This is a genomic window from Pseudomonas sp. 58 R 3, assembly GCF_900006605.1.
Lineage (GTDB): Bacteria > Pseudomonadota > Gammaproteobacteria > Pseudomonadales > Pseudomonadaceae > Aquipseudomonas > Aquipseudomonas salomonii.
The window spans coordinates 23,991-48,968 of record NZ_CVTT01000072.1; the positions used below are offsets into that span (position 1 = coordinate 23,991).

A 24,978-nucleotide genomic window follows, 5' to 3' on the forward strand; every position below is an offset into this window, starting at 1 on the left:
GCCCTGACGTCAGTTATTTGGCTGTTTGAACCAAGGTGGTGTGGTCAATCTGATCAATCGAGGTCACGCCGGTCAAGGTCATGGCCACGCGCATCTCCTTGGCGAAGATATCCAGCAGGTTTTCCACCCCGGACTGGCCGGCGGCGGCCAGCGCATACACCGTCGAGCGCCCCAGCAGGCAGCCTTTGGCGCCCAGGGCGAGCATGCGCACCACGTCAAGCCCGGAGCGAATGCCGGAGTCCACCAGCACGGTCAGGTCATCGCCCACGGCTTCGGCAATCGGCGGCAGGGCTTTGGCGGTCGACAATACGCCATCGAGTTGGCGCCCGCCGTGGTTGGAGACCACGATGCCGTCGGCGCCGAAACTCACTGCGTCCTTGGCGTCCTGGGGGTCGAGGATGCCCTTGATGATCATCGGGCCTTTCCAGAACTCACGGATCCACTCCAGGTCTTTCCAGCTGATCGACGGGTCGAAATTATTCGCCAGCCAGCCAATGTAGTCTTCCAGGTGGGTGGGCTTGCCAAGGTATTTGGAAATATTGCCCAGGTCGTGTGGGCGGCCCATCAAGCCCACATCGAAGGCCCATTGCGGCTTGCACACGGCCTGCAGCATCCGGCGCTGCGCCGCATAGGGCCCGGACATGCCCGAATGCGCATCACGGTAACGCGCGCCGGGTGTGGGCATATCGACGGTGAATACCAGCGTGGTCACGCCCGCCGCCTGGGCGCGCTCCAGCGCGTTGCGCATAAAGCCGCGGTCCTTGAGCACATAGAGCTGGAACCAGATCGACTGCGGGCTTTGCGACGCTACCTCTTCAATCGGGCATACCGACACTGTGGACAGGCAAAACGGGATGCCCGTGTTGGCTGCCGCCTTGGCCGCCTGCACTTCGCCACGTCGCGCATACATGCCGGTCAGGCCCACGGGGCTGAGAATCACCGGCATGGCCAGTTCCTGGCCGAACAAGCGGGTCTTGAGGCTCAGGTTGTCGACATTGCGCAGAATGCGCTGGCGCAGGCTGATCTCGGCCAGGTCCGAACTGTTGGCGCGCAGGGTGTGCTCGGCGTAGGCGCCGCCGTCGATGTAATCGAACAGAAAGCGCGGCAGCTTGCGTTTGGCGGCTGCACGGTAGTCGGAGGCGGACGAGATGATCATGAACGGGTTCTCCACAGAGCTGGGTCGCACCACCATAAGCAAAAAGCTGGCATGATAAAAACAACTTTTATTACTGGCATCCAGTCGCTATAGGAATACCGATGAACCTGAGAACCGTGCGGGCGTTTGTCGAAGTGGTGCGCCAGGGCGGTTTCTCCCAGGCGGCTGAAGTGGTGGCCCTGACCCAATCCACGGTGAGCAAGGCGGTCAAGACCCTCGAAGACGAGCTTGGCGCGCCGCTGCTCAACCGCCTGGGCCACCGTAACGAGCTGACGGCGGCCGGCGAAATCGCCTACCGCCGCGCCCTGGTGTTGCTCGCCGAACACAACGACCTGGTGGCCGAGATCAACGACCTGCGCGGCCTCAAACGCGGCGTACTGCGCATCGGCCTGCCACCGGTAGGCTGCGGCGTGCTGTTCGCGGCGATGTTCGCAGCGTACCGCAGCCGCTACCCGGAGATCGAAATCGAGCTCACCGAATACGGCAGCAAAAAACTGCGCGAATGCCTGGAAGCCGGGGAGGTCGACCTCGCCGCGCTGCTGTTGCCGGTGGACCAAGCCTTCGACTACCAGCCGGTGCGCAATGAACCACTGATGGCGGTACTGCCCATCAACCACCCACTGGCCAAGCGCACACGCATCGACTTCACCGACCTGGCCGATTCACCGTTCATTTTGTTCGAAGCCGGCTTCGCCCTGAACGCCAAGATCCTCGCCGCTTGTGAACGCAAAGGCGTCACGCCCCGAGTGACCGCACGCAGCGGGCAGATCGATTTTATCGTTGACCTGGTGGCGGCCGGGCTGGGCGTCGCCTTCCTGCCACGCATGCTCGCGCTCAAACATCAGCACGCGGGCATCGCCTTGATTGCGTTGGACGAACCCCACACCGACTGGCACATCGCCCTGGCCTGGCGCGCCAGCGCACACCTGCCACCGGCGGCGCGCGCGTGGCTGGATCTGGCCAAGGAAATGGCCAGTCCGGTATAGCGGGCTGCAAGCGGAATTTGCAGGATTTCGTCCAAATGCACCTCAATGCTTGACTTCTTCTTTTTAATCAGTAACATACGGCGCATTCCGCGATAGCTCAGTTGGTAGAGCAAATGACTGTTAATCATTGGGTCCCTGGTTCGAGTCCAGGTCGTGGAGCCAGATAGAGAAAAGCCTGCAGCGATGCAGGCTTTTTTTTGCCTTGGATTTGGTGCGCAATCGGCACCTACGCAGGTGCTTTTCCAGCCACCCACGGCATTTTCTTACCGATCCGCGACAGAAACCGTCGAACGCCAGGCCCTCGAATGACGCGCAGGGCTCTAGCACAATGATTTGCCTTCCTCGACCGAAAAACTGTCAAAAATCTCTCTTGGAAACATTTTGATACTCGGAGTAATGTGCTCGCTGATTCATCTTCGCGTGTTCAAATTTTTCCAAGGATTAGGAATATGTTGCGCCGTCGCATGCTGATCATGTTGGGTGTTTCTCTGGTTGTGGTGTTGATGTTGGCGGCCTATAAGGCGTTTGCCATCTATCAACAGATTCAGGGTTTTACCAAGCCTCAACCGCCCGTCAGCGTGGCAGTGGTGACTGCGGTTGAGCAGCCCTGGCAGCAGCGCTTGCCGGCCGTGGGGGCGTTCAAGGCGTTGCGCGGTGTGAGCCTGAGCCTGGAGACCGCCGGGACGGTCAAGGACGTGCAGTTCGAGTCGGGGCAAAAGGTTCAGGTCGGGCAACCCCTGGTCCGGCTGGACAGTGCGGTAGAGCAGGCGCAATTGGAAACCGCCCAGTCAGATCTTGGACTGGCACAGTTGGATTATGGGCGCGGCAGCCAACTCGTTGGTGATCACGCCATCTCCAAGGGTGAGTTCGACCGCCTTTCAGCCCAGTTGCAAAAAAACAAAGCCACGGTGAACCAGCTCAAGGCCACCCTCGCCAAGAAGCACATTCTTGCGCCCTTCAGCGGGGTCATTGGTATTCGCCAGGTGGATGTTGGGGATTATCTGGCCAGCGGGACAGTGATTGCCACGTTGCAGGACCTCAGCAGTCTTTACGTCGACTTCTATATCCCTGAGCAATCGGTGCCAAAGATTGCGATCGGCCAAGGCGTGCAGGTAGAAGTCTCGGCCTATCCGAAACAGATGTTTCCTGGCACCGTCAGCGCGATCAACCCCAAGGTCGAGACCACCACACGGAATGTGTTGGTGCGCGCTACCCTGGCGAACCCGGATAACAAACTGCTCCCGGGCATGTTCGCCAATCTGCAGGTGCTGCTGCCCAATCCGACGGTTCATATCGTGGTACCGGAAAGCGCGATTACCTACACCCTTTACGGTAATTCGGTGTACGCGGTCGCGCAAAAGAAGGCCGAGGACGGCAGCGTGGAGAAAGATGCAGACGGTCAGCCCCTGCTGATTGCCGAGCGGCGCTTTGTTGAAACCGGAGAGCGGCGGGGTGGCCTGGTGTTGGTGACCCGCGGGTTGCAACAGGGCGAGCAAGTCGTCAGCGCTGGCCAGCTGAAGCTGGATACGGGAACGCCTATCACCATCAGCCCTGACAAGAACCAGCCGGCCGATCGACAGGCTCGCGTTGAAGGTGCGCTATGAAGTTCACCGACATCTTCATCCGTCGGCCGGTGCTGGCCCTGGTGGTCAGCCTGCTCATCGTGCTGCTGGGGTTTCAGGCCTACAGCAAGTTGGCGCTGCGCCAGTTTCCGAAAATGGAAAACGCCCTGATCACCGTCACCACTGCCTACCCTGGCGCCAATGCCGAGACGATTCAGGGCTACATCACTCAGCCTTTGCAGCAAAGCCTGGCAAGTGCCGAGGGGATTGACTACATGACGTCGGTCAGTCGCCAGAATTTTTCGGTGATTTCGATCTACGCGCGCATTGGTGCCAACAGCGACCGTTTGTTTACCGAGTTGTTGGCCAAGGCCAACGAGGTCAAGAACAAGTTACCTGCGGATGCTGAAGACCCTGTGCTGAGCAAGGAGTCCGCCGAAGCCTCCGCGCTGATGTATATCAGCTTCTCCAGCGAGCAATTGAATAACTCGCAGATTACCGACTACCTTTCGCGGGTCATTCAACCCAAGCTCGCCACACTGCCCGGCATGGCCGAAGCCGAAATCCTCGGCAGTCAGGTATTTGCCATGCGTATCTGGCTGGACCCGGTGAAGCTTGCCGGCTTCGGCCTGACTGCCAATGACGTCACGGCAGCGGTGCGCCGATACAACTATCTGTCGGCCGCAGGCGAGGTAAAGGGCGAGTATGTGGTTACCAGTATCAACGCCACTACCGAACTTAAGTCCGCCGAAAACTTCGCGGCTATCACGCTCAAAACCGACGGTGACAGCCGGGTGCTGCTGCGCGATGTAGCACGGGTGGAGATGGGCGCGGAAAACTACAACGCGATCAGTTCCTTTGGTGGCACGCCCTCTGTGTACATCGCAATCAAGGCCGCGCCGAGCGCCAACCCACTGGAGGTGATCAAGGAAGTGCGCAAAATCATGCCTGAGCTGGAGGCCCAGTTGCCGCCCAGCCTCAAGGTTGATATTGCCTACGACGCCACCTTGTTCATCCAGGCGTCCATCAACGAGGTGGTGAAAACGCTGTTTGAAGCCGTGCTGATTGTCATCGTGGTGGTGTTCTTGTTTCTGGGGGCGCTTCGTTCGGTGGTGATACCGGTGATCACCATTCCGCTGTCGATGATCGGCGTGCTGTTTTTCATGCAGATGATGGGTTACTCCATCAATTTGCTGACGCTGCTGGCGATGGTGCTTGCCATCGGCCTGGTCGTGGATGATGCGATCGTGGTGGTCGAAAATATTCACCGGCATATCGAGGACGGCAAGCGCCCATTGGACGCAGCATTGGAGGGCGCGCGGGAAATTGCCCTGCCGGTTGTCTCAATGACCATCACCTTGGCGGCGGTCTATGCCCCGATCGGTTTTCTCGACGGGCTGACCGGGGCCCTGTTCAAAGAGTTTGCTTTGACCTTGGCCGGTGCCGTGGTGATTTCCGGCGTCGTCGCGCTGACACTTTCGCCAATGATGTGTGTCCTGCTGCTGCGCCATGACAAAAACGCTTCCGGGCTGGCGAGCCGGTTGGACCGGGTATTCGACCGGCTCAAACGACGTTATCAACGCATGCTTCACGGTACGTTGAACACGCGGCCGGTGGTGGTGGTCTTCGCGCTGATCGTGCTGTGCCTGATTCCGGTGTTTCTCACCTTCACCAAGGCGGAATTGGCGCCTTCCGAAGACCAGGGCATCATTTTCATGATGGCCAGCGCACCACAGCCGACCAACCTGAATTACATGAATACCTACACTGATGAATTCATCAAGATCTTCAAGACATTCCCAGAGTACTACTCGTCGTTCCAGATCAACGGCTACAACGGGGTGCAGTCAGGCATAGGCGGTTTTCTGCTCAAGCCGTGGAATGAGCGCAGTCGCACTCAGATGCAGATCCTGCCTGAATTGCAGGCGCACTTGGCGCAGATCCCAGGTTTGCAAATATTTGGTATCAACCTGCCTTCTCTGCCCGGTACTGGCGAAGGCCTGCCCTTTGGTTTCGTCATCAATACTGCTCAGGATTATGAGTCGCTGCTGAAAGTGGCCGAGCGCGTAAAAAATCGCGCGATGCAATCGGGCAAGTTCGGTTTTGTCGATATCGACCTGGCGTTTGATAAGCCGGAAGTGGTGGTGGAGATCGATCGCGCCAAGGCATCGCAGATGGGCGTGTCGATGCAGGACCTCGGCAGCACGCTGGCGACGTTGTTGGGTGAGGCGGAAATAAACCGGTTCACCCTCGAAGGGCGCAGCTATAAGGTCATTGCACAGGTTGAGCGTGCGTACCGTGACAACCCCGAATGGCTGAACAGCTACTACGTCAGAAATACCCAGGGTGAATTATTGCCGCTGTCGACCTTGATCAGCATTACAGACCGCGCGCGGCCACGGCAGTTGAACCAGTTCCAGCAGCTCAATTCTGCATTGATCTCGGGTTTTCCATTGGTCAGCATGGAGGAGGCCATTGAAACGGTGAAGCAGATTGCCATTGAAGAGGCGCCGCCGGGGTATGCGTTCGACTACAGCGGGGAATCGCGCCAGTTCGTGCAGGAAGGCAAGGCGCTATGGGTGACATTCGGCTTGGCGCTGGCGATTATTTTCCTGGTACTGGCGGCGCAGTTTGAGAGCTTCCGCGACCCGCTGGTGATTCTGGTGACAGTGCCGTTATCCATTTGCGGGGCGTTGATTCCGCTGTTCCTTGGGTGGTCGAGTCTTAACATTTATACCCAGGTAGGGTTGGTGACGCTGATCGGGTTGATCAGCAAGCATGGGATTCTGATCGTCGAGTTTGCCAACCAGCTGCGCAGAGACAAGGGGCTATCGCCGCGGGAGGCGGTGGAGCAAGCGGCGGCGATTCGCCTGAGGCCGGTGTTGATGACGACGGCTGCCATGGTATTTGGCATGGTGCCGCTGATTTTTGCGACGGGGGCTGGGGCTGTGAGTCGATATGACATCGGCATGGTGATTGCCACCGGGATGTCGATCGGAACTTTATTCACCTTATTTGTTTTGCCCTGCGTCTACACGTTGCTGGCCAAACGTGACAGGGAAGTGACAAGTGAAGTTGCCATGGCGCCCGTCTAACCGTTTTATTGGCTGTAGATTCAACTAAACAGCAAGTGAGGGGCCGTACAGTGCGGGTTAAAGCGCTGCGATTTTTATCATCCATTAAATAGTGCCAGCCGTTCATCAGTGTCTGATTTTTATGTGTAAAAAATATTTTGACAAGCTTATAGCTATTTGTTTAGGATCTATTGGATCCAATTATAAGAACAATAAAGTCGACTGACTTTTATGCCGCTCTCGTTTTTTACAAAACATGGAAGAAGGGGTGTGATCGCTATGTATCTGATCAAAGTAAAACAAATTGCAGCAGATATTCTGTTTCTCGAAGGTCCCGACGCAATACCCAGCGATAAGTCATTCGACCAAATCGGATTTACGTCCATTGACTTCATTGATTTCTGTTTTGAAGTTAAGTCGCAGATCAACCCCCAGGTTGAGCCCGAACACTTATGGCCGTTCCATAAAATGCAGGCTGATCCGGCACTCTGTGTGGATCGCCAGTGGACAGCCAAGGGCTGGGAAGTGGCCAGCGAAATACTTCAGGTTCCTGACAGTACTGTTATTCAGCCGGATAAGATCGGTAGTTTCTGGACGCCGGAGTTTTGCTCTCGGCGCCTAGAGGCGCTTGCCCATGGCTAGTGTCTTCATCACCGGCCTCGCCGTACGACAATCAGGGTTCGACCTGGCGGATATCGGCCGGCAAGACATCCTCCCCATAGCCGCCAGGCAACGGGCCAAGGTGCCGGCGGTGCTCTCTGCACAGTTAGCTAAACATATTGCCCGCGAAGACCGGGCGATCTTGTCCGATGCGGCCATACACAGTCTATTGGTCTCAGGCGCCGCCTGCGCCATGGCAGAACAAGGCGGCGCGTTTGATCAAGCGGCGCGGGCAGAGATCAATGTCTATACAACCGCAGAAATCGTCCGCGACTTTTATGAGATTCTCTACGACTACCGAATGAAACACCCGGAACTGTCAGCAGAATCTATACACGCTGAATTAGGTCGGGTCGCAGGCGCTGTTCACCCACTGAGGCTGTTCCGTAAGTTACCGACTAATAACCTGTACCACATTGCCAAATATTTTGGCTTTACCGGTGGTGGGTATCCCTTACGCAGTATGTCGTTGGGCGGGCTGTCTTTATTGGAACAGGCGCTGTTCAAGCTGCAACATGCCGAGCAGGGCGGTGCCCTGTTGTGTGCGGTCGGCGATATGACCAAAGCCGATAACCTGGAGGCTTTTCGGAAGATGGGGCTGGTTGAAACAGACCCCGTCGACGCCACTGCCGATAAAGTCAGCGTGACTTACGGGGCGGTGGCGTTGATGCTTGAAAATACCACCCTGCTGCAACATTCCGGTCATGTTGCACTGGCCGAAATCGTTGCGGTTTATAGCCGATTTGATGCACAGATATATTCAAAACAAGCGGATTGGGAGGCCTTGCTGCAATGCCTGCCGGCTGCGGTTATTGACACGCATCCTGTGGTCATCATGTATGACAATGGCGCACCCAACTTGCGCCAGGTAGAGGACGCTGCGGTCTTCAAGATCATGCCTGAGGCCGACGTTCGCCGTTACAAGCCTTACACAGGCTACGCCGGTAGCACCAGCGGCCTGGTGGATCTGGGGTGCGCCTTGGCAGATGAAAGCATCGAGGTCGGGCGCACACTATTGGTGAACGGGATGGGAATCGGGATTGGTTGTGCCTGTGCGGTAGTCAAAAAGCTAAGGCATTTAACTCCTGATCAAGCATTGTCGGGAGAACTATCATGAGAGAACGTGTAGTGATCACCGCTCTCGGCTGTTGCACGCCCTTGGGTGATACTTACGATTCAGTAAGAGCGGCACTCAGCGAAGGAACGTCGGGGATTCGCGAAATCCACAAGTTTGACACGGGTACATTCAAGAGCCATTTCGCGGGTATTCCACAAGTAGGCAATACACCCGCGTCGGCCTCCAGGCGCAGCCGTTCATGGGATGAGCTTTATGTCAGTAACGCTATCAAGGGTTTGTTGGCCTGGCCGGGCACGGATTTAAGTCATCTCGCGCCAGAGCGTATTGGTTGCTTTCTCGGGGTGGATGAGCCTGTTCCTGATATTCATCAGACCGTGGACTTCGTTTACGACTTGGAACGAAACGCGGATAACGCCTTTACAAACATGGCCGCGGTAATGGAAAAGCACTATCGAATCAGTGACTTTTCCCGTATGGACCCGACTCAGTTGTTACGTCAGGTCCATGCGCACGTTCCGTTCCACGGCCCGACCATGGTGCACGTCGGTCTTTGCTCTGCATCGTTACAAGCGATTGGCACCGGCTTTGAACAGGTGGCGAGCGGGCGAGTCGACGCGGCAATAGTGGGGGGCGCCAGTGCCAAGGTCACGCCTGAACATTATGTAGGCCTGGAATCGGTTGATGTGATCTGTACCGATGCCGCTTTACCGCCTGATGGATTGTCGCGCCCCTTTGATACGCGCCGCTCAGGCTATGTGCCGGCGGAAGGGGCGGTACTGTTCTTGTTGGAAACATACACCAGCGCGCTCAAGAGAGGGGCCGTGCCGTTGCTGGAAGTCGTGGGGTATGGCGCGAGCATGAATGCGAGTCATATTGTGAAACCCGACCCTGACAGCCGGGAAATGAAACTCTCAATGACGCGCGCACTGGCAAGTGCCCAGTTGAATGCAAGCCAAATAGGCTTGGTGAATGCGCACGGCACGTCGACGGTGTTGAACGACTTGCATGAGTCCGCCGCGATTTGTTCGGTGTTGTCCGAGGCTGTTCCGGTCACCGCGAACAAGTCATTGCATGGGCATATGATCGCTGCCGCCGGGGCCATGGAAACGCTTAATACCTTGATTGCGTTGAGAGAAGGCTTTATTCCAGGCACGCGTAATCTTGATGTGAAAGACCCGCAGTGTTCAGCCAATGTCATAGGCGAAACGCGCAGCGCCCATATTGAATATTGCCTCAAGAACTCTTTTGGCATGGGCGGGCTTGCCGCATCCATGATTTTTCGCCGAGTCGATGCTTGATTATAAGGATTGCACAATGAAAACAATCCAGCGCCGCACAGCTTTTCCAGTCGATAAGTTTAATCAAATGGTGATGGGGTATATCAGTGAGGATTACCCTGGTTCGCTGCAAACGGTAACGGACTATCAGGGGTTTATCGACGCCTACCCCGTCATGGATAAAAGCGCCCTGGCAGCGTCGGGTCGGCAACTGCTGGCGGCCGGCAAAATGCAGGGCTGTTATGTCGTTTCGACCTCGGGCACTACCCGCAGCCCTGTGATTCTGGCGAATAAGTTCCTGCAGGGAGTTACCGAAAACAGCTACCCCTACCAAGTACGCCAGGCCATGGCCGAGCACGTATTCAGTGCCAATGACGTTGTGGCAAACCTGCTCACGGCTGGCGGCCTGGGTAACAGCTACGAGGGCATGTGCCGGTTGCTTGAGAATATTGGGGTGACCATCCTGCCTGTGGGCCGGCCGGATACCCTGTCCAATAACGCACTCTTGCTCGATTTGCTGGAACGTTTTTCTGCTGATGTCCTGGTGGGGTCACCCAGTGGGATTGTGCAAGTTGCTCAGGCCGCACTGAGTGCCGGTGTGTCGTTGCCCATACGCAAGATTGTTTTTGTCGGCGAAGCCTTCCACCTCTCCAAGCGCGAGTTCGTGAGTGAACAGTGGCCGCAGGCGTCTTTCTATAGCATTTACGGTGCGACGGAATTGGGCTTTGCCGCGATCAATACTCCACAGATGAGTGCGGGCCACCACTTGGTGCTTTCCGACTGGTTTTTCGTGGAGGTCAGCGAGCAAGGTGAACTGTTGGTCACCGATCTCAAAGCGCCTGTGGTGCCGCTTATTCGTTATCGCATTGGCGACTACGGCGAGCTCTTTTCAGTCTCGGGTGACGCGGCCTATTACTTGAGCATCGGCGACAGAGTAGAAGAAGAATTCAGTCTGGGAGGGCACAAGATTCGATTGGACCTTGTGCGCAAGCAACTGACCGCCGCGGGCGTGGATGCAACCTATTGCCAGGTCACACTCAAGTCGGTCGAGTTGGGGCGGGACCGCGTGGAAGTGGCGTTGGATCTACCCGATAGCGAGGTGGGCCAAAGTCTGCAGGCGCACGTTGCGTCAGTACTCAGCCAGATCCCCAAACTGAGTGAAGCCTTGCGGCGTGGCGTCGCCGAGTTGTCGGTTGTGGGCCGCGAGCACTTTCAGTTCAACGCCCGGCAAAAGCTACCGTCCCTGCGAGATGAGCGCCAGCGTGTGGGAGTTGCGTGAATGGGCGCAGAGCTATCAATGCGTATCGACAGATTGCTGGCCATTCCCACAGAGCAGCGTTGGCAGGGTGAACTCTTTCAAGCGTATTCGGATTTATTGATTGTATTGAACAACTACCCGCTGAACTTTTCGGATGAGACCGCGCACAGTAGCGAGCGCAGTCGGATGGCTGACTGCCAGCGAAAAGTGCTTGAGATAGAGCAGTTGTTCGAGTCGACGTTGAGCGAGCAGTGGGCAAACCTGTTGAGTAAGGGCAGCCCGCTCAGCCGTTTTTTCTACCGGATTTATCAACGCATGGTCAGCGCTGAACTCAAGAGTCTTGACGGTAGCCTGGGGCGGATGTGCCAGGTCGGTGTGGGGGCGATGCCGCTGAGTATTTTACTGTACCTGCAGAAAACATCCTTTGTGGTGACGGGTATTGATAGTGATCACAGCGCGATTGTGAAAGCCCGACAAGGGCTCCATGGCGCGCTGAGCGCCCTGGATATCCCGGCTGAACGTTTGAACCTGGTCGAGGCGGACGGCGTAGATTTTGATTACGGCAGTTATGACGTGGTGGTGGTGTCCATGACCGTGTCCCCGCGGTCTCGCGTGGTGCAACGTATTCTGGATACCTGTCGGCAGCCACAACTTCGGATCGTGTTGCGTGACACCGAAGGCTGGAAGCAGTTTATCTATCGCCCCGTCGGGCTGCCGGGTCAGGATGCTTTGAAGTTAGTGGCTCACCATGTTGGCTGCCCGATTAGCAGTGCTGTTTATTCCGTACGATCTCATCATTGAGGGATACCCATGCTTGTTATATTGCGTGAAACGCCACTGTGGGTGTATGCCGTTTTTTTCATGCTTCTCTATTACGGCGTGATGGCCTGTTTTAGAAGTACTGAAACACGTCGTTCCCTCTTGCTCAGCCCGGTCATCTTTGTGGTGTGGTCATTGGCGGCAATGGACTATGCCACGCATCCACTGCTTTCAATGGGCACCTGGGTGGCAGGGTTATTAGTCGGCTGGGCAATCGCAGCGTTGTGGTTTGACTATCACGGTATTACCCAAGGGGAGGCCCGGCACTCCATTTCAGTGCCGGGCTCATTAAAGCTGTTGATACTCTCGATGTTTTTTTTCGGCATTAAATATTACATCGGTTATGAGCAGGCGACAGATCGAGTGTTCGCCAGTTCATTGCCGATGGTGGTCTTGATTGGCGTGGCGTCGGGTTTGACGATCGGGCTGTTGTGCGGACGCGCGTGGAAGATGCTGTCGATTCTGAATCGGTATGCGCGAGACGGCATTGCCGATGCCACGTGTGTCAACAAGACATGAGGGGCGCCGGGTGCCGGGACGGTCAGCGGGCTGACAAGACGCCGTGGGAGGCTTCATGAATTATCTGGAACTGTGTCCTGAGTTGGAAAGGCATGGTGAGCTGTTCCGTGTTCGGCTGGATCCTGATGTGCTGGAGATGTTTATTGCTCGCTACGACGCCAGTCTGGTCACCGTTGAGCTGTGTCACCAGTTCGCGGTGAGGTGTGTGAGGGCGAGCGCCGGTGCGGTGTCAGTGGCCGAGCGGTTTTTGCCGGTGTCGTTGCGTAATCTGAGTGCGGGAGACCTGCGCCAGGCGCGCTATTTATTTGGCCAGGTCTCCCATGAGCCCCGTGGCGGCGCGGTGCAGGTTTTCTCGTCGAGCGACCCCACTCAATACGATGAGGTGTTTTGTTTGGTGACGGTCATGGCCACGCAGCCATGAATTAAATCGGCCGGGATGCCTTTTGCGTTCTGCTCCCCAGGGGTGTGCATGTCATGATCAATCTTATTATTCCTCCGTTGTTGTTTCCTTACTTTCTGACCTGGCGATCGGGGAGTTATACCGAGGCGGCATTGTTGTCATTAGTGGTCTTGATTGTGCTGTGCTACAAGGGCTTGAAGCACAAGTTTGTTATTGATTGGAGTGTCGCGTGTGGCTTTGTTCTGGTCGCTTGTATTTCGTATGCTGAACCCGGATTTTTCAGCTTGTCATACACTAAACCGCTGATCTACGCCTTGTTGGCAGTGGCCGGGTGGGGCTCTTATTGTATTGGCAAACCCTTCACGCTGCAGTATGCAAAGTTGGAAGCTCCGGAGGAAGTCTGGCACACGCCGGCGTTCTTTTTCATCAATAAACATATCACCTTGATGTGGAATGCGGTGTTCAGCCTTAATTTTGGACTTGCTGTATTGAGTCTGATGTTTAACGACTACTGGCCGATTTACTTATTGATGTCTTACTTCACGATCTTGTGCGCCGTGGTGTTTACTCAAAAATACCCGGATTACTATTTGGCTCAGGGAGAAAGAAACCGTGCGGTATGAAGTGTTTACCACGTCACTGGAGTCAATAGACGAAAACCACTCGGTGTTGGTCCAGGTGGACGCGGTCGCTTCGATCTTTGATGAGCATTTTCCAGGGCATCCGATTGTTCCAGGTGCGTTTACGGTGGGTTTTGTGCTGAGTTGTTGCCGGCACCTGCTGCCGGGTGCGTCCCTGCGTGTAAAACGAGTGGTCTTTATGGCGCCGATCACACCAGGGGAGTGTCTGGATTTACAGTTTTCAGGGTTCGACCGGCCGGGCGCCAAGGAGGTCGGCTTTGTCCTGAAGACTTCACGTTCTGTACATTGTCGAGGGAGCGTCATGTATGACTAAGACCGCTATTGTAACGGGAGGAACGCGTGGAATAGGCCGCGCGATTGCAGGCAAGTTAATCGCGGAGGGATTTACCGTTTTCGCGACCTATTTCAAGGATGAAGCCGCTGCAGATCGCCTCACGTGCGAGTTCGGCCCGAGTGCAATCACGGCGCGCGTTGACGGTAGCGACAGGTGTCAGGTTGAACAGTTCTGCACGCAACTTCAGGGCCATCCTCTGCCTTCAGTGTTGGTCAACAATGCTGGCATCGCGCGCGATGGGTTGTTCTTGAGTCAAGAGCCGTCCACGTTTGAACAAGTGATGGCAAACAATTTTGGCGGCACGCTGAATTTTTGTGAGGTGTTTGCCCCGCTGATGGCAAAGGCACGCCACGGCAATATTATTAATATCGGTTCGGTTGCCGCGCAAAAAATAAAGTTGGGTAATACAGCCTATGGCTGCGCCAAAGCCGCGATTGAACGCCTGAGCATGGGCCTGTCGATCGAACTGGCGCGCTTTGATGTGCGAGTGAACTGCGTTTCTCCGGGCTTTGTGGATACGGACATGTTTCAGGCTTTCGCCGGTGATCAGGTCAGGGAGATTCTCAAGTCGATTCCCGCAAGACGGGTAATGACGGCTGAAGAAGTCGCCGAGGCCGTGTGTCTGCTGGCAACCCGGCGCCTTTCAACCACTGGCAGTTTGCTGCGTGTGGGGAATGGCGAAAATGTTGGATGAACCCTTGGAGGTTTGCCCCACGGCGCAACAGAACAGCCCGCCATGGTTGGGCGCGTATCTTCAGCGCGTGGGCAACCCTGACGCAAGCCAACCGGATCTTGCCAGCCTGGCCCGTCTGCACGAAGCGCACGTCACCCATATTCCATTTGATATGGCAGATGGATTTCTGGACGTAGAGGTGCCGTTTGCATTGAACCTCGTCGCTCAAAAAATCGTGTACGGGCAACGGGGCGGTGGTTGTACGCACATGAATGGCATTTTTGCGCAGGCCCTGGAAAGCCTTGGGTTCTCGGTGCAGCGCACCTTGGCCAAGACATTCGCGCACGGCGTATGCCGTGAGTTGTCTACGCACATGGCGCTGGTGGTCAGTGCGCAGGGAAAACGCTGGCTATGCGATGTCGGGTTTGGTCTGCGCGGCCCCATAAGGCCGCTTTCGCTTGATGAGCGTGATGATCAGCTGACGCAAGTGCAGGGTTGCCACCGCTATCGCGTCACGCGGCTGGGCAATCGTGACTGGTTGGTGGAGTACCTGCGCGGCGAGTGTTGGCAGGGCCTGCTGGTTGTCCGTGATGCAGACTACAACTATGAAGAGTTTCGCGTGACTCACTTTTACAACACCCATGCCCCCACCTCCCTGTTTGCCAGCCATTTCATTTGTGCCCGCCCTCATTCAGAAGGGGGCGACATCCTGCAAAACGGCACGCTGGTGTGTGTCCAGGGCAAGCGTCGCTCCAGCTACAACGTTCGAACGATTGACGAACTGGTTCGCCTGGTGAAGTCGCATTTCAACATCGTTCTTTGTGCGCAACGATTTCGTCAACTACCGCCAGGCATCAGCAGGGATTAATACGATGACTAAGCGCTGTCTGATCACCAACCCCGTCTCCAATGCAAATCTGTTAGTGGGGTACCTGAAGGAGCAGGGTGTTGACTGCTACGCCGTCATGGAGATGGATAAAGTCAGCAAAATGCCGACTTTGAGCGAGAAAAAGAAAGGCGAATTCAATGCCGAACTCTATCAAGGGATTTTTATCTCTGCCGAACAGGTACCGGGGCCTGATGAACTGCCTTTCGACATCATCCTCGCCGGCAGCGAGAACGGTGTATTCATCGCCGATATCTTGAGCGAGCGTCATGGCTTACCTGGCAATGACCCCGCTTACTCTCGGTTACGTCGCCATAAAGATGCGATGCAGCGCGCGCTGGCAGAGGCGGGTCTGGCGTGTATATCGACACACGTGCTGGAAGGGAAGGCAGCTGCGCAGTCGGTTCTGGAACACTGGGATGCGTACCCCTGTGTGCTCAAACCGCAGTCGTCGGCAGGCGGTGAAGGCGTGGTTTTTTGCAGAAACCGCGCTGAGTTGCAGAGCGCGATTCTTGCCGCGGATTGGGGCGGCTTTTCTTCAACATGGTCGGACAATGATTGTTTTGTGCTGCAACCCTTTGTCACCGGCAAAGAGTACGTTGTCGATATGGTCGCGCAGCAGGGCACCTATGTTGTTGCGTCCGTCTGTCGCTATATCCGCTGTGATGAACTGGGTATTGAAGGCTGCCCGTTCGTGAAGAAATTCACCTTCCTGCTGGACCCGAGCTCCGACGCGGTGCGGGCCTTGGTCGACTATGCCAAACACGCGGCTTCAGCCATGGGGATTGAAAACGGAGCAATCCATATGGAGTTGCTGGACAGCCCCAATGGCCCTGTGATGATCGAAGTGGGCGCGCGATTGCACGGCACCATCACCCCGGTGCTGTTCGCGCACTGTTACGCCCCTCACTTACTGGAACAACTGTACTTTTCCAGTTTCGCGCCGGCCGCTGAGCTGTCTGATGCGCGGCTGATCAAGCCTGGCATTATCAGTGACGTTATCAGCACCTCACCCGGTGTTTTCGGGGGGACGCCTGAGGGTTTGCCGGCAGCGGTTCGCCAGCTCAGCAGCCTGATAGGGGTTCAATTGAATGTCGAAGAAGGGCAGCCCTTCAAGAAAACCAGTGACCTGTTTTCGTCTTCGATGAATGCAGCTTTTTCCCATGCTGACGATGCTGCTCTGTGGGCAGACGTGCAGGTGTTTGAGCAATTGACCGCGTCAGCGCTGAACGGGGCGCAGTTGAGTCCCGAGAACTGGCGGTTTCTTAAGGATGAGTACCTCGCCTATTTTTAAGTCAGGTTCTGCAGGGAAGGCGGCTTGCATGCTAAATCACTCTTTTTTTGATGCGCAGTCTTTTGACCGTATGGTTGAGCACTATCGTGAGGCGGGTTACTCGGGTTACCCACGGGCGCTGAGCTATGAACAGTTTGACCGTCTGTACCCTGTATCTTCAAAGACCACACTTCAGGGTGTGGTGGAGAAGCTGCGTGATGAGGGCCGTTTGCGTCATTGTTATTTGGTCAGTTCGTCGGGTACAACCGCCTCTCCGCTGGTTGTGGCCAATGATTTTTGGCCCAGTGTCTCGCGAGACGCCTACGCAGTGGAGCTGCGTCGCTTTTTAGGGCAGCGGGTGTTTTCCAGTCAGGACGTCGTGGCCAACTTACTGGTGCCTGGCGGATTTGGCTGCTTGTACGAGGGGCTTTCGCGATTATTGGAGCCGATTGGCTGCACCGTTTTGCCTGTCGGGCGTCTGGACGCGCAGGACTGCCCCGAGGGGTGCCTGGATATCTGCCGCGAAGTGGGAGTCAGCGCCTTGCTGGCGACACCGGGCGGTATTATTCAGGCCGCTCACATGGCGTTGAAAGCCAATGTAGTGCTGGATATCAGAAAAGTGATTTATATCGGCGAAGCGTTCTCCGGCGCTAAGCAAGATTACATAAGAACGGTTTGGCCGAAGGCCGAGTTTTATGGCCTTTATGGGAATACCGAGATGGGCCTGGTGGGCGTTTCAACCCCTGCACACCCGCCGGGTCATTATGATTTCCTGAGTAAATGGGTACTGGCCGAGGTCGACGCCCAGGGCAAGTTGTATCTCAGTGATTTGAAGGCGCCTATTGTTCCGGTTATCCGTTATGACACGGGGGACATCGCTACGCTGCTGCCCACCTCGCAACAGCGGGTCGGCACCTTGATCCTGCAGGGGCGCAGTGATACGAGCTTTAATTTTTGCGGCAATTTACTCAGCCTCTCGACTGTCTGCCAGACCCTATGGCGCCGGTGTGGCCAGTCATTTGCCTTGCAGTTGACCCTGTCCACAGGGGATGCAGGCACAGACCACTTGAGCGTCAATTGCGATTTGACGTCGTTCGCTGATCCTGACGCGGCTTGTCGGGCTATCGAGCTCGCCCTGATGAGCATCGCTGGCTTGGAGGAGGCGCTGCGACGCGGTGTCGCTACGCTCGGCATAGAGCGTGACGTTGAATTTTGGCGAAGTGCCCGTGAAAAAGAGCCGGTGTTGCGGGATGTGCGTCAGCGGTAAGTGTCGGGTGTGGCAGGCTTATACAATCCGGCCTCTAACACCTGGACTCGCTGGCGCAAAGCGTCATGCCGGCGCCGGGGCACCCGTTAAGGACGAATACCTGCACTGTGGCGAGCAGGACAATCCTGATCACCACATGAACGGAGTGTGCTCAGGCACGTGTGCGAAAGCCCTTGGCATCGGCCGGTAAAGCCGGTTTGGCCTCACGCTGCTCCCACTTGGCAATCACCATCGGCGCCAACGCATTGCCCAACACATTCAGCGCGGTGGTCGGCATCTCCATCAAGCGATAAACCCCCGCGATAATCGCCACGCCTTCCAGCGGCAAGCCGGCACTGCCCAAGGTGGCGGAGAGAATCACGAACATAAACCCCGGCACACCGGCCGCACCCTTGGAGGTCACCACCATGGTCACCACCAGCAAGGCCTGATCGCCCAGGCTCAGGTCGATGCCATACAACTGCGCCACAAACAACGTGCCGATGCCGAGGAACAGCGAGGCGCCGTCGAGGTTGAACGAGTAACCCACCGGCACCACAAAGCTCACCAGCGACGGCGGCACGCCATAGGTTTCGAGCTTTTTCATCAATTGCGGCATCACCGCCGCGGAGCTGGCGGTGGAGAAGGCCAATACCAGTTCATCCTTGATATGCCGCATCAAGGCAAACAGGTTGATCCCGCACAAACGCGCAACCAGGTTGAGCACCACCAGCACGAAAAACACGATGGACACATAGCTGACCATGATCAGTTTGGCCAATGGCAGCAGCGCGCCGAAACCGAAGTTGGCCACGGTGACGGCGATCATGCCGAACACGCCGATGGGCGCGTAGGCCATGATCATCGAGGTCAGTTTGAACATGCCATCCGAGAGGCCACGCATCAGCGCGATCACCGGGTCTTTGCGTTCGGCGGGCAAGCGCGACACAGCAAGGCCGAACATCACCGCAAAAAACAGCACCGACAACAGGCTGCCCTGGGCCATGGCGCTGATCACGTTGTCGGGGATGATGCCGACGATGATCTGCCCCAGGCTGTGGCCGCCGCCACCGCTGGCAGGCAGGGTGACAGTTGCCGCATGCAGGCTGGCCAGTTCAGTGCCGGCGCCGGGTTTGAGCAGGTTGCCCAATACCAGCCCGACAATGATCGCCAGGGTGGTGATGCAGAAAAAATAGCTCAGGGTTTTGACCCCGATACGGCCCAGGGCCTTGCCGTCACCGTGCCCGGCAATGCCCACCACCATGCAAGAGAACACGATAGGCACGACGATCATCTTCATCAGCTTGATAAAAATGTCGCCTGCCGGTTGCAGGATATTCTCCACCAGCCACGGCCGGGATTCGGGAAAACGGTGCAACAGGGCACCAATGGCGATGCCGGCGAGCAAGCCGATCATGATTTGCCAGACCAGCGCGATGCGGGGCGTGTGCATGGGAATGCCTCATTTGCGATCAATGATTTTTAAGTTGTTGTTCTAGGCAGTCAAAACAGCGGCCATCCCTTGGCCGCCGGGTGTTGCGCCGGGTTCAGCGCAGGTCGTGGCACGCGTCCCGGAGGCGACGGCAACCTTCTTCGATCACGTCTGGCGCGCTTGCGAAGGACAGGCGCACATAGGGCGACATGCCGTACGCCGCGCCGCTGACCGTGGCCAGGCCGTAATCGCGCAGCAAGTACTCCACCAACTGCGTGTCGCTCTCCAGGGTTTCCCCTTGTGGCGTGAGCTTGCCCATCAGCCCGCTGACATTGGCGAACACATAGAACGCGCCGTCCGGTGGGGTCACGCTCACGCCGGGAATGCCCGCCAAGCGTTCCAACATCAGCGCACGGCGGCGCACGTATTCATCGCGCATGACGGTGATGGGCGCCTGCTCACCGGCAAAGGCCGCCACCGCAGCGGCCTGGCTCAAGGAGCTGGGGCAGGTGGTGGTTTGCGACAGCAACTTGGCAATAGCGGCGATCAACCACGCCGGCCCTGCGCCAAAACCCAAGCGCCAGCCGGTCATCGCGTAGCCTTTGGAAGCGCCGTTGATGATCAGGGTGCGCGGTTTCAGGTCCGGCGCCAGGCGCGTCAGCGGCACGTGGCGGGCATCGCCATACACAAAGTGCTCGTAGATCTCATCGGCCATCACCAGCACGTGGGGATGTGCACGCAATACCAAGGCCAGGGCCAGCAGTTCGGCTTCGCTGTACACCGCGCCGCTGGGGTTGTTGGGGCTGTTGAGAATCACCCATTTGGTGCGCGGGGTGATCGCCTGTTCCAGCGCCTCGGGCGACAATTTGAAGCCCTGGTGTTCATCGCCGTGGATGATCACCGGTGTGGCGTCATTGAGCCGTGCCATGTCCGGGTAGGACACCCAGTACGGCGTATGCACGATGACCTCATCGCCGCGGTTAAGCGTGGCGGCCAGCGCGTGATAAATGATGTGCTTGCCGCCGCAGCCGGCGACCACTTCGTCCAGGCCGTAGACCAGATCATTGTCGCGGGAGAGCTTCAGGCAAATGGCCTGGCGCAGCGCGAGGGTGCCGGTGGTAGCAGTGTAATGGGTGTCGCCGCTCTCCATCGCCAGGCGGGCGGCGTGGAGAATATGCGCCGGGGTGTCGAAGTCCGGCTCGCCCACGGTGAAATTGACGATATCGCGGCCCTGGGCGCGCAGTTCAGTTACCAGGGCATTGGCGGCCACACTCGGCGACGGCGCGATGCCGAGCACACGCTCGGAAAGAAAGGCTGTGCTCATGTTCACTCCGCCAAGCCGGCGTTTACCAGCACTTTGTCGATCCAGCCTTGGCGCACCGCGCCCGTGGCGATTTCGGCCTTCACCGCTTCTTCGTGCTCGGCATGTTGCCCGGCACGGCGCAGCACTTGAGCCGCGTCAGCCTGGGAAAAAGCCACCAGCCCGTCTTCATCACCCACCAGCAAGTCGCCGGGGTTGATCAGCATGCCGCCGATGGACACCGGCACATTCACCTCGCCAGGCCCGGTTTTGTAAGGCCCGGTGTGTACGACGGCGCGAGCGTAGCAGGGCGTGTCCTCAAAGCTTGCGACATCACGAATCGCGCCGTCGATCACAAACCCCACGCAGCCGCGTTGCTGGGCGTATAGCTTGACCAACTCGCCGATCACCGCGTTATTGGTGTCGCCCTGGCCGTCCACCACCAGCACATGGCCGGGCTGCATCATGCTCATGGCCTTGTAGATCAGCAGGTTGTCGCCGGGCCGGGTTTTGACCGTGATCGCCGTGCCCACCAGCTTGCCGCTGCGGTTATAACGCGTCAGCCCACGGGCGCCGATATGGCGGCCGAGGTTGTCGCTGATATGCGGGGTGACCACATGGGCAAAGGCTTCGACCAGCTCAGCCGGAGCCATCGGGGCGTTGGGAAGGATGCGTGAACCGGGCAAGGACATGGCAAATCTCCAGAGTCGTCAGATAGCGAAGGGCTATGGCCGGATCTTAGGAGTGATAAACCGACAGTTTTAGCGATATTTTATGATGTGATAGCATCGATTTTTCTCATGAGTTGGTTGCCGTGATCACCTTCAAGCAAATCGACGCGCTGTACTGGATCGCTGAACTGGGCAGTTTTGAAGCGGCGGCCAACAAGTTGAACATGTCACAGTCGGCCATCTCCAAGCGCATCCAGGAGCTGGAAGACACCTTTGATGTAGAGATTTTCGACCGCAGCAAACGCAACGCGCGGCTGACCGAAAAGGGCGGCGAGCTACTCGACTATGCCCGCGACCTGCTCAAAGGCCGCGACCAGTTGCTCGAACGGGTCAGCGCCCGTGAAGTGCTGGTGCGCAGATTTCGCCTGGGCGTCACCGAGTTGACCGCGCTGACGTGGTTACCGGCACTCGTCGAAACCTTGCGCCAGGCTTACCCCAAGGTGCAGATCGAGCCTTCGGTGGAACTCAGCAGCGAGCTGTTCCGCAAGCTCGAAAGCGACCAGCTGGATCTGGTGATCGTGCCCGACGTGTTCAGCGACCCACGCTTTCACAGCACCGCGCTGCAAAGCGTGGAAAATGCTTGGATCTGCGCGCCCAGCCTGATCCCCGACGCCGACCCGGTGGGCCTCGAGACCTTGGCCAACTACACCGTGCTTACCCAGGGCGCGCAGTCGGGTACCGGGTTGATCTACGAGCGTTGGCTGGCCGCGCACAACGTGCAGATGCCGCGTAGGCTGTCTAGCCACAACTTGTTGGTGCAGGTGGGGTTGGCATTGTCGGGGATTGGCGTAAGTTACCTGCCCAGGGCGTGCTTGTCGCACTTGATCGAGCAAGGCGCGCTGCGGGCCCTGGTCACCGAACCCGAATTGCCGCGCATCCAGTACGTGGCGTTGCACCGGGCGGACCGGCAGTTCGGCTTGAACCAGGACGTGGCGCAGATGGCGCAAGCGTGCTGCGATTTTTCGCGGTTACTGCTCTAGCGTATCCATCGCCACAGAAGTCTATTGCTCTAGCGCCGAACTTGATGATCGTTCCCACGCTGATCGTTCCCACGCTCTGCGTGGGAATGCATCCGGTGACGCTCCGCGTCACGCTTTAAAGTGCTGGACGCAGAGCGTCCGGGGCGGCATTCCCACGCGGAGCGTGGGAACGATCAATGCCTGGGAGCGGGTCAGCGAGCGCGCGCGCCGCATGGGCGTTTTGGCACATTCGCCAGTTTTAACATAGGCTAATTGTGTATTGCTTGATCGTAGAAGGTTGCCGTAAGTTCGCCTGCCGTCATCAGGAGCAACATTGGCATGAGCCGCTTACCTTCTCAACATAAATCCCGGCAACGCAGTCATTGGGAGCTCCTGCAAATCAAGGTGGGTGTGGCCGCGAGCCTTGTTTCAGTCGTGGCCCTGTTGTGTGTGGCGGGTTGGACGGTCTGGGTGACTTACTACGTAAAGCAAGACTCGCAAATGAGTGCACTGCTGCTTAAAGAGATGCAGATCAAAACCGAGTTGAGCGCCCATGTGGGTGCGACCTTGAAGACTCAACTGATGCCTGCCGAGGACGGCGCCAGTCTGCTGGAAGTGGGTGTCACACTGTCCAACAGCGGTAATGACATTGCACGGCTGAATCTGGACCGGCGTGTTTTGTCGATCGTAAAGGTTCAGCGCTTTGACGCGGGTTTGCCGGTGTATGGGCCTGCCTGGGATGTGGCAGAGGCGCGGTATGACGGTATGAGCTCGACCTTGCTGGTATTTCCCTTTCTGGATATCGGGCCTTCCGAAACCTATGAGCTCAAGTACATCGTCAAGCTTGATGAGCCAGGCGTGTACCTGGTCCGCTTTCTTTCGCGGATGAAAGGCGATCATATAGAGCGGCACAAACTTAAAATGAATACACCCTCCATCATTGAATACTCAACCGGGGCAGATGCATTTGTCACCGTGCCCTGAGGGCGAGTGATCTTTGGCGTTTCTCTCCCGGCACGCTGTATTAAAGGGCAAGAGACTGGTAAGTATGGCGTCGGATAGTGAGCCGATGTAATCAATCATGAAACGCCATTTCGAAGATTTGCAGCTGGGCAGCATCGAGCTGTTCTGCCTGGCTGCCGAAGCCGGCAGCTTTACTGCAGCTGCGCAGGCCGCAGGCGTTACCCCGGCCGCCGTGAGCCGGAGTATTTCGCGCCTGGAAGAACGCCTGGGTTCGCGCTTGTTTGTGCGCACCACCCGTAGCATTCGCCTCACCGACAGCGGCCGCACATTTTACGAGCAGTGCCGCCAGGCGCTGACGCAACTGGTGGAGGCCCAGCAACAGGTGATGGGCGCGCAGGCGGTGCCGTCCGGGCGCTTGCGCATCAGTGTGCCGACCACTTACGCACATCACCGCTTGCTGCCGCTGCTGCCCAGGTTCCGTGCGCAGTACCCGCAAGTCACTGTGGATATCCACATCAGCAACCGCAATATCGACTTCGTTGCCGAAGGTTATGACCTGGCCATTCGCGTGCGCGCCCAGCCGGATTCGTCGCTGATCGCGCGGCTGCTGGAAGATGCTGAGTTGGTGGTTATCGCTGCGCCTGCGTACTTGCAGCGCGTCGGCACGCCGCAGACGCTGGACGATCTGCCATTGCATGAGTGCATTCAGTTTGAACTGCCCAGCAATGGCCGGCGCATCCCCTGGCTGTTCCAGCTGCAAGGCCAGGAGCAGGAGTTTGCCGGAGAGGCCGGTTACAGCATTGCCCATGATGTGCTGGGCGGCGTAACCCTGGCCAAACACGGCGCGGGGTTGTTTCAGACCTACAAGTTTATCGTTGAGCGTGAATTGGCCGACGGCAGCCTGGTTGAAGTGCTGAAGCCGTTTGGCGGGCGTTCACGGCCCTTCACCTTGCTGTATCCCCATGGGCGCTATGTGCCGCATCGGGTGCGGGCGTTTGTGGATTTTTTGCTGGCATGTCGGGACGAATGGGCGACGCGGTAGCGGCCGTAATGTCCCATGTCAGCAGGAGTTGGCTGATCGCCGCGTCGATATCCTTAAACCGCACGTTATCGCGCGCCAGAATCGAAACGCCCTGCAGGAAACTGTCAAATACCGTCGCCATCGACGCCGCTTGCGTGGTGCCTGGCAATTGCCCAAGACGTATGCCGCGCTCAACGCAGGCCACAATGCCCGCCCGGGTACGCACCCGCGATTGCGTCAGTGCGTCCGCGACCCGTGCATTCTCCGGGCTGGGTGCGCTCATCACGCCCAGCGCCACCATGCAGCCCTTGGGGTGCCCGTCTTCACACTGCATGCGCGCCGACTGGCGCAACGCGGTTTCGATCGCCGTGCGAGGTGGCAAAGCCTCGTCCCACAGGCATTCGGTGACCTGGGCATAGGTGGCCAGATAACGCTGCACGCACTCATCGAACAGCGCTTCTTTGGAGCCGAATGCCGCGTAAAAACTTGGCGCGGAGATACCGCCACCCAAGCCGGCCTTGAGCTGGGCGAGGGAGGTGGCGTCATAACCATGCTGCCAGAACAGATGCATGGCCTGTTCAACGGCCTGGTCTCGGTCGAAATTACGCGGGCGGCCCATTTGTGCCATGTGGGGAATCCTCTGGGTAAGCGAGATAAATACTAGTCGATACATAAGTCGTTGACAACGCACGGTGTGCGCACGCAACATTTATATCGATCAGTATCTAAG

At 57.4% G+C, this 24,978-nt stretch carries 24 protein-coding genes and 1 tRNA gene; 20 read left to right on the plus strand and 5 right to left on the minus strand.

The genetic code is table 11. From position 1 onward, the window contains the following. Positions 1-13: 13 nt before the first annotated feature. Entirely contained in the window at positions 14-1,156 is a 1,143-nt protein-coding gene (gene lldD / locus BFP92_RS23705; protein WP_065931361.1) for an FMN-dependent L-lactate dehydrogenase LldD, read from the minus strand. 101 nt (positions 1,157-1,257) lie between these two features. Here lldD and BFP92_RS23710 point away from each other — a divergent pair, with 101 nt between their 5' ends. The 17 genes from BFP92_RS23710 (at position 1,258) to BFP92_RS23785 (ending at position 17,863) form a co-directional block, all read left to right on the plus strand. Further along, on the plus strand, positions 1,258-2,142 hold the full coding sequence (locus BFP92_RS23710; RefSeq protein WP_065931362.1) for a LysR family transcriptional regulator: 885 nt from the start codon (positions 1,258-1,260) through the stop codon (positions 2,140-2,142). An 86-nt stretch (positions 2,143-2,228) separates the two neighbouring features. Further along, a tRNA-Asn gene (locus BFP92_RS23715) sits at positions 2,229-2,304 on the plus strand. Positions 2,305-2,591: 287 nt separating this feature from the next. After that, complete coding sequence (locus BFP92_RS23720; RefSeq protein ID WP_065931363.1) at positions 2,592-3,746, plus strand: efflux RND transporter periplasmic adaptor subunit; 1,155 nt, start codon at positions 2,592-2,594, stop codon at positions 3,744-3,746. Beyond that, positions 3,743-6,799 carry a multidrug efflux RND transporter permease subunit gene (locus BFP92_RS23725; RefSeq protein WP_065931364.1) on the plus strand — a complete coding sequence of 1,019 codons (3,057 nt, stop codon included), beginning with the start codon at positions 3,743-3,745 and terminating at the stop codon, positions 6,797-6,799. The genes BFP92_RS23720 and BFP92_RS23725 overlap by 4 nt, the downstream gene beginning before the upstream one ends. A 258-nt stretch (positions 6,800-7,057) precedes the next feature. Next, a complete protein-coding gene (locus tag BFP92_RS23730; RefSeq protein ID WP_139114107.1) occupies positions 7,058-7,420 on the plus strand; it encodes a phosphopantetheine-binding protein in 363 nt (120 codons plus the stop codon). Next, complete coding sequence (locus tag BFP92_RS23735; protein ID WP_065931366.1) at positions 7,413-8,555, plus strand: hypothetical protein; 1,143 nt, start codon at positions 7,413-7,415, stop codon at positions 8,553-8,555. The genes BFP92_RS23730 and BFP92_RS23735 overlap by 8 nt, the downstream gene beginning before the upstream one ends. Then, positions 8,552-9,814, plus strand: a complete 1,263-nt coding sequence (locus BFP92_RS23740) for a beta-ketoacyl-[acyl-carrier-protein] synthase family protein (protein WP_065931367.1) — start codon at positions 8,552-8,554, stop codon at positions 9,812-9,814. Before BFP92_RS23735 ends, BFP92_RS23740 begins: the two co-directional genes overlap by 4 nt. Positions 9,815-9,830: 16 nt before the next feature. Beyond that, on the plus strand, positions 9,831-11,072 hold the full coding sequence (locus BFP92_RS23745) for a phenylacetate--CoA ligase family protein (protein WP_065931368.1): 1,242 nt from the start codon (positions 9,831-9,833) through the stop codon (positions 11,070-11,072). Positions 11,073-11,090: 18 nt separating this feature from the next. Next, positions 11,091-11,852 (plus strand): hypothetical protein, encoded by a 762-nt coding sequence (locus BFP92_RS23750; RefSeq protein ID WP_170875861.1) that lies wholly within the window; start codon positions 11,091-11,093, stop codon positions 11,850-11,852. A gap of 9 nt (positions 11,853-11,861) precedes the next feature. Beyond that, positions 11,862-12,389 (plus strand): DUF6622 family protein, encoded by a 528-nt coding sequence (locus BFP92_RS23755; protein WP_065931370.1) that lies wholly within the window; start codon positions 11,862-11,864, stop codon positions 12,387-12,389. 55 nt (positions 12,390-12,444) lie between these two features. Next, the gene (locus BFP92_RS23760) at positions 12,445-12,810 is read left to right on the plus strand and encodes a hypothetical protein (RefSeq protein WP_065931371.1); all 366 of its coding nucleotides are present in this window, start codon (positions 12,445-12,447) and stop codon (positions 12,808-12,810) included. Positions 12,811-12,863: 53 nt separating this feature from the next. Then, positions 12,864-13,412, plus strand: coding sequence for a hypothetical protein (locus BFP92_RS23765; RefSeq protein ID WP_065931372.1), 549 nt, complete (start codon positions 12,864-12,866; stop codon positions 13,410-13,412). After that, entirely contained in the window at positions 13,402-13,743 is a 342-nt protein-coding gene (locus BFP92_RS31465; protein WP_139114109.1) for an ApeI family dehydratase, read from the plus strand. The genes BFP92_RS23765 and BFP92_RS31465 overlap by 11 nt, the downstream gene beginning before the upstream one ends. Then, the gene (locus tag BFP92_RS23770; protein ID WP_065931373.1) at positions 13,736-14,458 is read left to right on the plus strand and encodes an SDR family NAD(P)-dependent oxidoreductase; all 723 of its coding nucleotides are present in this window, start codon (positions 13,736-13,738) and stop codon (positions 14,456-14,458) included. Before BFP92_RS31465 ends, BFP92_RS23770 begins: the two co-directional genes overlap by 8 nt. Further along, positions 14,448-15,305, plus strand: a complete 858-nt coding sequence (locus BFP92_RS23775) for an arylamine N-acetyltransferase family protein (RefSeq protein WP_065931374.1) — start codon at positions 14,448-14,450, stop codon at positions 15,303-15,305. Before BFP92_RS23770 ends, BFP92_RS23775 begins: the two co-directional genes overlap by 11 nt. A 4-nt stretch (positions 15,306-15,309) precedes the next feature. After that, the gene (locus BFP92_RS23780; protein ID WP_083221791.1) at positions 15,310-16,617 is read left to right on the plus strand and encodes an ATP-grasp domain-containing protein; all 1,308 of its coding nucleotides are present in this window, start codon (positions 15,310-15,312) and stop codon (positions 16,615-16,617) included. Positions 16,618-16,645: 28 nt separating this feature from the next. After that, positions 16,646-17,863, plus strand: coding sequence for a phenylacetate--CoA ligase family protein (locus BFP92_RS23785; protein WP_065931376.1), 1,218 nt, complete (start codon positions 16,646-16,648; stop codon positions 17,861-17,863). Between the two features lie 151 nt (positions 17,864-18,014). Here BFP92_RS23785 and BFP92_RS23790 read toward each other — a convergent pair whose 3' ends face one another. From BFP92_RS23790 to BFP92_RS23800, 3 genes are all read right to left on the minus strand, one after another. Further along, positions 18,015-19,295 carry a cation:dicarboxylate symporter family transporter gene (locus BFP92_RS23790; protein WP_065931377.1) on the minus strand — a complete coding sequence of 427 codons (1,281 nt, stop codon included), beginning with the start codon at positions 19,293-19,295 and terminating at the stop codon, positions 18,015-18,017. 94 nt (positions 19,296-19,389) lie between these two features. Further along, positions 19,390-20,598: a pyridoxal phosphate-dependent aminotransferase gene (locus BFP92_RS23795; RefSeq protein ID WP_065931378.1), complete on the minus strand. Its 1,209-nt coding sequence runs from the start codon at positions 20,596-20,598 to the stop codon at positions 19,390-19,392. A gap of 2 nt (positions 20,599-20,600) precedes the next feature. Then, positions 20,601-21,266 carry an RraA family protein gene (locus BFP92_RS23800; protein ID WP_065931379.1) on the minus strand — a complete coding sequence of 222 codons (666 nt, stop codon included), beginning with the start codon at positions 21,264-21,266 and terminating at the stop codon, positions 20,601-20,603. A gap of 122 nt (positions 21,267-21,388) precedes the next feature. On the opposite strand from BFP92_RS23800, the gene BFP92_RS23805 reads away from it, so the two are divergent. The 3 genes from BFP92_RS23805 to BFP92_RS23815 all read left to right on the plus strand — a co-directional run bounded on the left by BFP92_RS23805 (position 21,389) and on the right by BFP92_RS23815 (position 24,269). After that, positions 21,389-22,285, plus strand: a complete 897-nt coding sequence (locus BFP92_RS23805) for a LysR family transcriptional regulator (protein ID WP_065931380.1) — start codon at positions 21,389-21,391, stop codon at positions 22,283-22,285. Between the two features lie 318 nt (positions 22,286-22,603). Continuing rightward, positions 22,604-23,248 (plus strand): hypothetical protein, encoded by a 645-nt coding sequence (locus BFP92_RS23810; RefSeq protein ID WP_065931381.1) that lies wholly within the window; start codon positions 22,604-22,606, stop codon positions 23,246-23,248. Positions 23,249-23,345: 97 nt separating this feature from the next. Further along, complete coding sequence (locus BFP92_RS23815; RefSeq protein WP_065931382.1) at positions 23,346-24,269, plus strand: LysR family transcriptional regulator; 924 nt, start codon at positions 23,346-23,348, stop codon at positions 24,267-24,269. On the opposite strand, the gene BFP92_RS30725 is transcribed toward BFP92_RS23815, so the two are convergent. Beyond that, positions 24,172-24,876 (minus strand): TetR/AcrR family transcriptional regulator, encoded by a 705-nt coding sequence (locus BFP92_RS30725; RefSeq protein WP_083221792.1) that lies wholly within the window; start codon positions 24,874-24,876, stop codon positions 24,172-24,174. The genes BFP92_RS23815 and BFP92_RS30725 overlap by 98 nt on opposite strands. Positions 24,877-24,978: the final 102 nt, after the last annotated feature.

What these genes read in the sequence shown, in the direction of transcription:
- lldD (WP_065931361.1), bottom strand. Translation starts at nt 1,156, where the DNA reads ATGATCATCTCGTCCGCCTCCGACTACCGTGCAGCCGCCAAACGCAAG.
- BFP92_RS23710 (WP_065931362.1), top strand. Translation starts at nt 1,258, where the DNA reads ATGAACCTGAGAACCGTGCGGGCGTTTGTCGAAGTGGTGCGCCAGGGC.
- BFP92_RS23720 (WP_065931363.1), top strand. Translation starts at nt 2,592, where the DNA reads ATGTTGCGCCGTCGCATGCTGATCATGTTGGGTGTTTCTCTGGTTGTG.
- BFP92_RS23725 (WP_065931364.1), top strand. Translation starts at nt 3,743, where the DNA reads ATGAAGTTCACCGACATCTTCATCCGTCGGCCGGTGCTGGCCCTGGTG.
- BFP92_RS23730 (WP_139114107.1), top strand. Translation starts at nt 7,058, where the DNA reads ATGTATCTGATCAAAGTAAAACAAATTGCAGCAGATATTCTGTTTCTC.
- BFP92_RS23735 (WP_065931366.1), top strand. Translation starts at nt 7,413, where the DNA reads ATGGCTAGTGTCTTCATCACCGGCCTCGCCGTACGACAATCAGGGTTC.
- BFP92_RS23740 (WP_065931367.1), top strand. Translation starts at nt 8,552, where the DNA reads ATGAGAGAACGTGTAGTGATCACCGCTCTCGGCTGTTGCACGCCCTTG.
- BFP92_RS23745 (WP_065931368.1), top strand. Translation starts at nt 9,831, where the DNA reads ATGAAAACAATCCAGCGCCGCACAGCTTTTCCAGTCGATAAGTTTAAT.
- BFP92_RS23750 (WP_170875861.1), top strand. Translation starts at nt 11,091, where the DNA reads ATGCGTATCGACAGATTGCTGGCCATTCCCACAGAGCAGCGTTGGCAG.
- BFP92_RS23755 (WP_065931370.1), top strand. Translation starts at nt 11,862, where the DNA reads ATGCTTGTTATATTGCGTGAAACGCCACTGTGGGTGTATGCCGTTTTT.
- BFP92_RS23760 (WP_065931371.1), top strand. Translation starts at nt 12,445, where the DNA reads ATGAATTATCTGGAACTGTGTCCTGAGTTGGAAAGGCATGGTGAGCTG.
- BFP92_RS23765 (WP_065931372.1), top strand. Translation starts at nt 12,864, where the DNA reads ATGATCAATCTTATTATTCCTCCGTTGTTGTTTCCTTACTTTCTGACC.
- BFP92_RS23770 (WP_065931373.1), top strand. Translation starts at nt 13,736, where the DNA reads ATGACTAAGACCGCTATTGTAACGGGAGGAACGCGTGGAATAGGCCGC.
- BFP92_RS23775 (WP_065931374.1), top strand. Translation starts at nt 14,448, where the DNA reads ATGTTGGATGAACCCTTGGAGGTTTGCCCCACGGCGCAACAGAACAGC.
- BFP92_RS23780 (WP_083221791.1), top strand. Translation starts at nt 15,310, where the DNA reads ATGACTAAGCGCTGTCTGATCACCAACCCCGTCTCCAATGCAAATCTG.
- BFP92_RS23785 (WP_065931376.1), top strand. Translation starts at nt 16,646, where the DNA reads ATGCTAAATCACTCTTTTTTTGATGCGCAGTCTTTTGACCGTATGGTT.
- BFP92_RS23790 (WP_065931377.1), bottom strand. Translation starts at nt 19,295, where the DNA reads ATGCACACGCCCCGCATCGCGCTGGTCTGGCAAATCATGATCGGCTTG.
- BFP92_RS23795 (WP_065931378.1), bottom strand. Translation starts at nt 20,598, where the DNA reads ATGAGCACAGCCTTTCTTTCCGAGCGTGTGCTCGGCATCGCGCCGTCG.
- BFP92_RS23800 (WP_065931379.1), bottom strand. Translation starts at nt 21,266, where the DNA reads ATGTCCTTGCCCGGTTCACGCATCCTTCCCAACGCCCCGATGGCTCCG.
- BFP92_RS23810 (WP_065931381.1), top strand. Translation starts at nt 22,604, where the DNA reads ATGAGCCGCTTACCTTCTCAACATAAATCCCGGCAACGCAGTCATTGG.
- BFP92_RS23815 (WP_065931382.1), top strand. Translation starts at nt 23,346, where the DNA reads ATGAAACGCCATTTCGAAGATTTGCAGCTGGGCAGCATCGAGCTGTTC.
- BFP92_RS30725 (WP_083221792.1), bottom strand. Translation starts at nt 24,876, where the DNA reads ATGGCACAAATGGGCCGCCCGCGTAATTTCGACCGAGACCAGGCCGTT.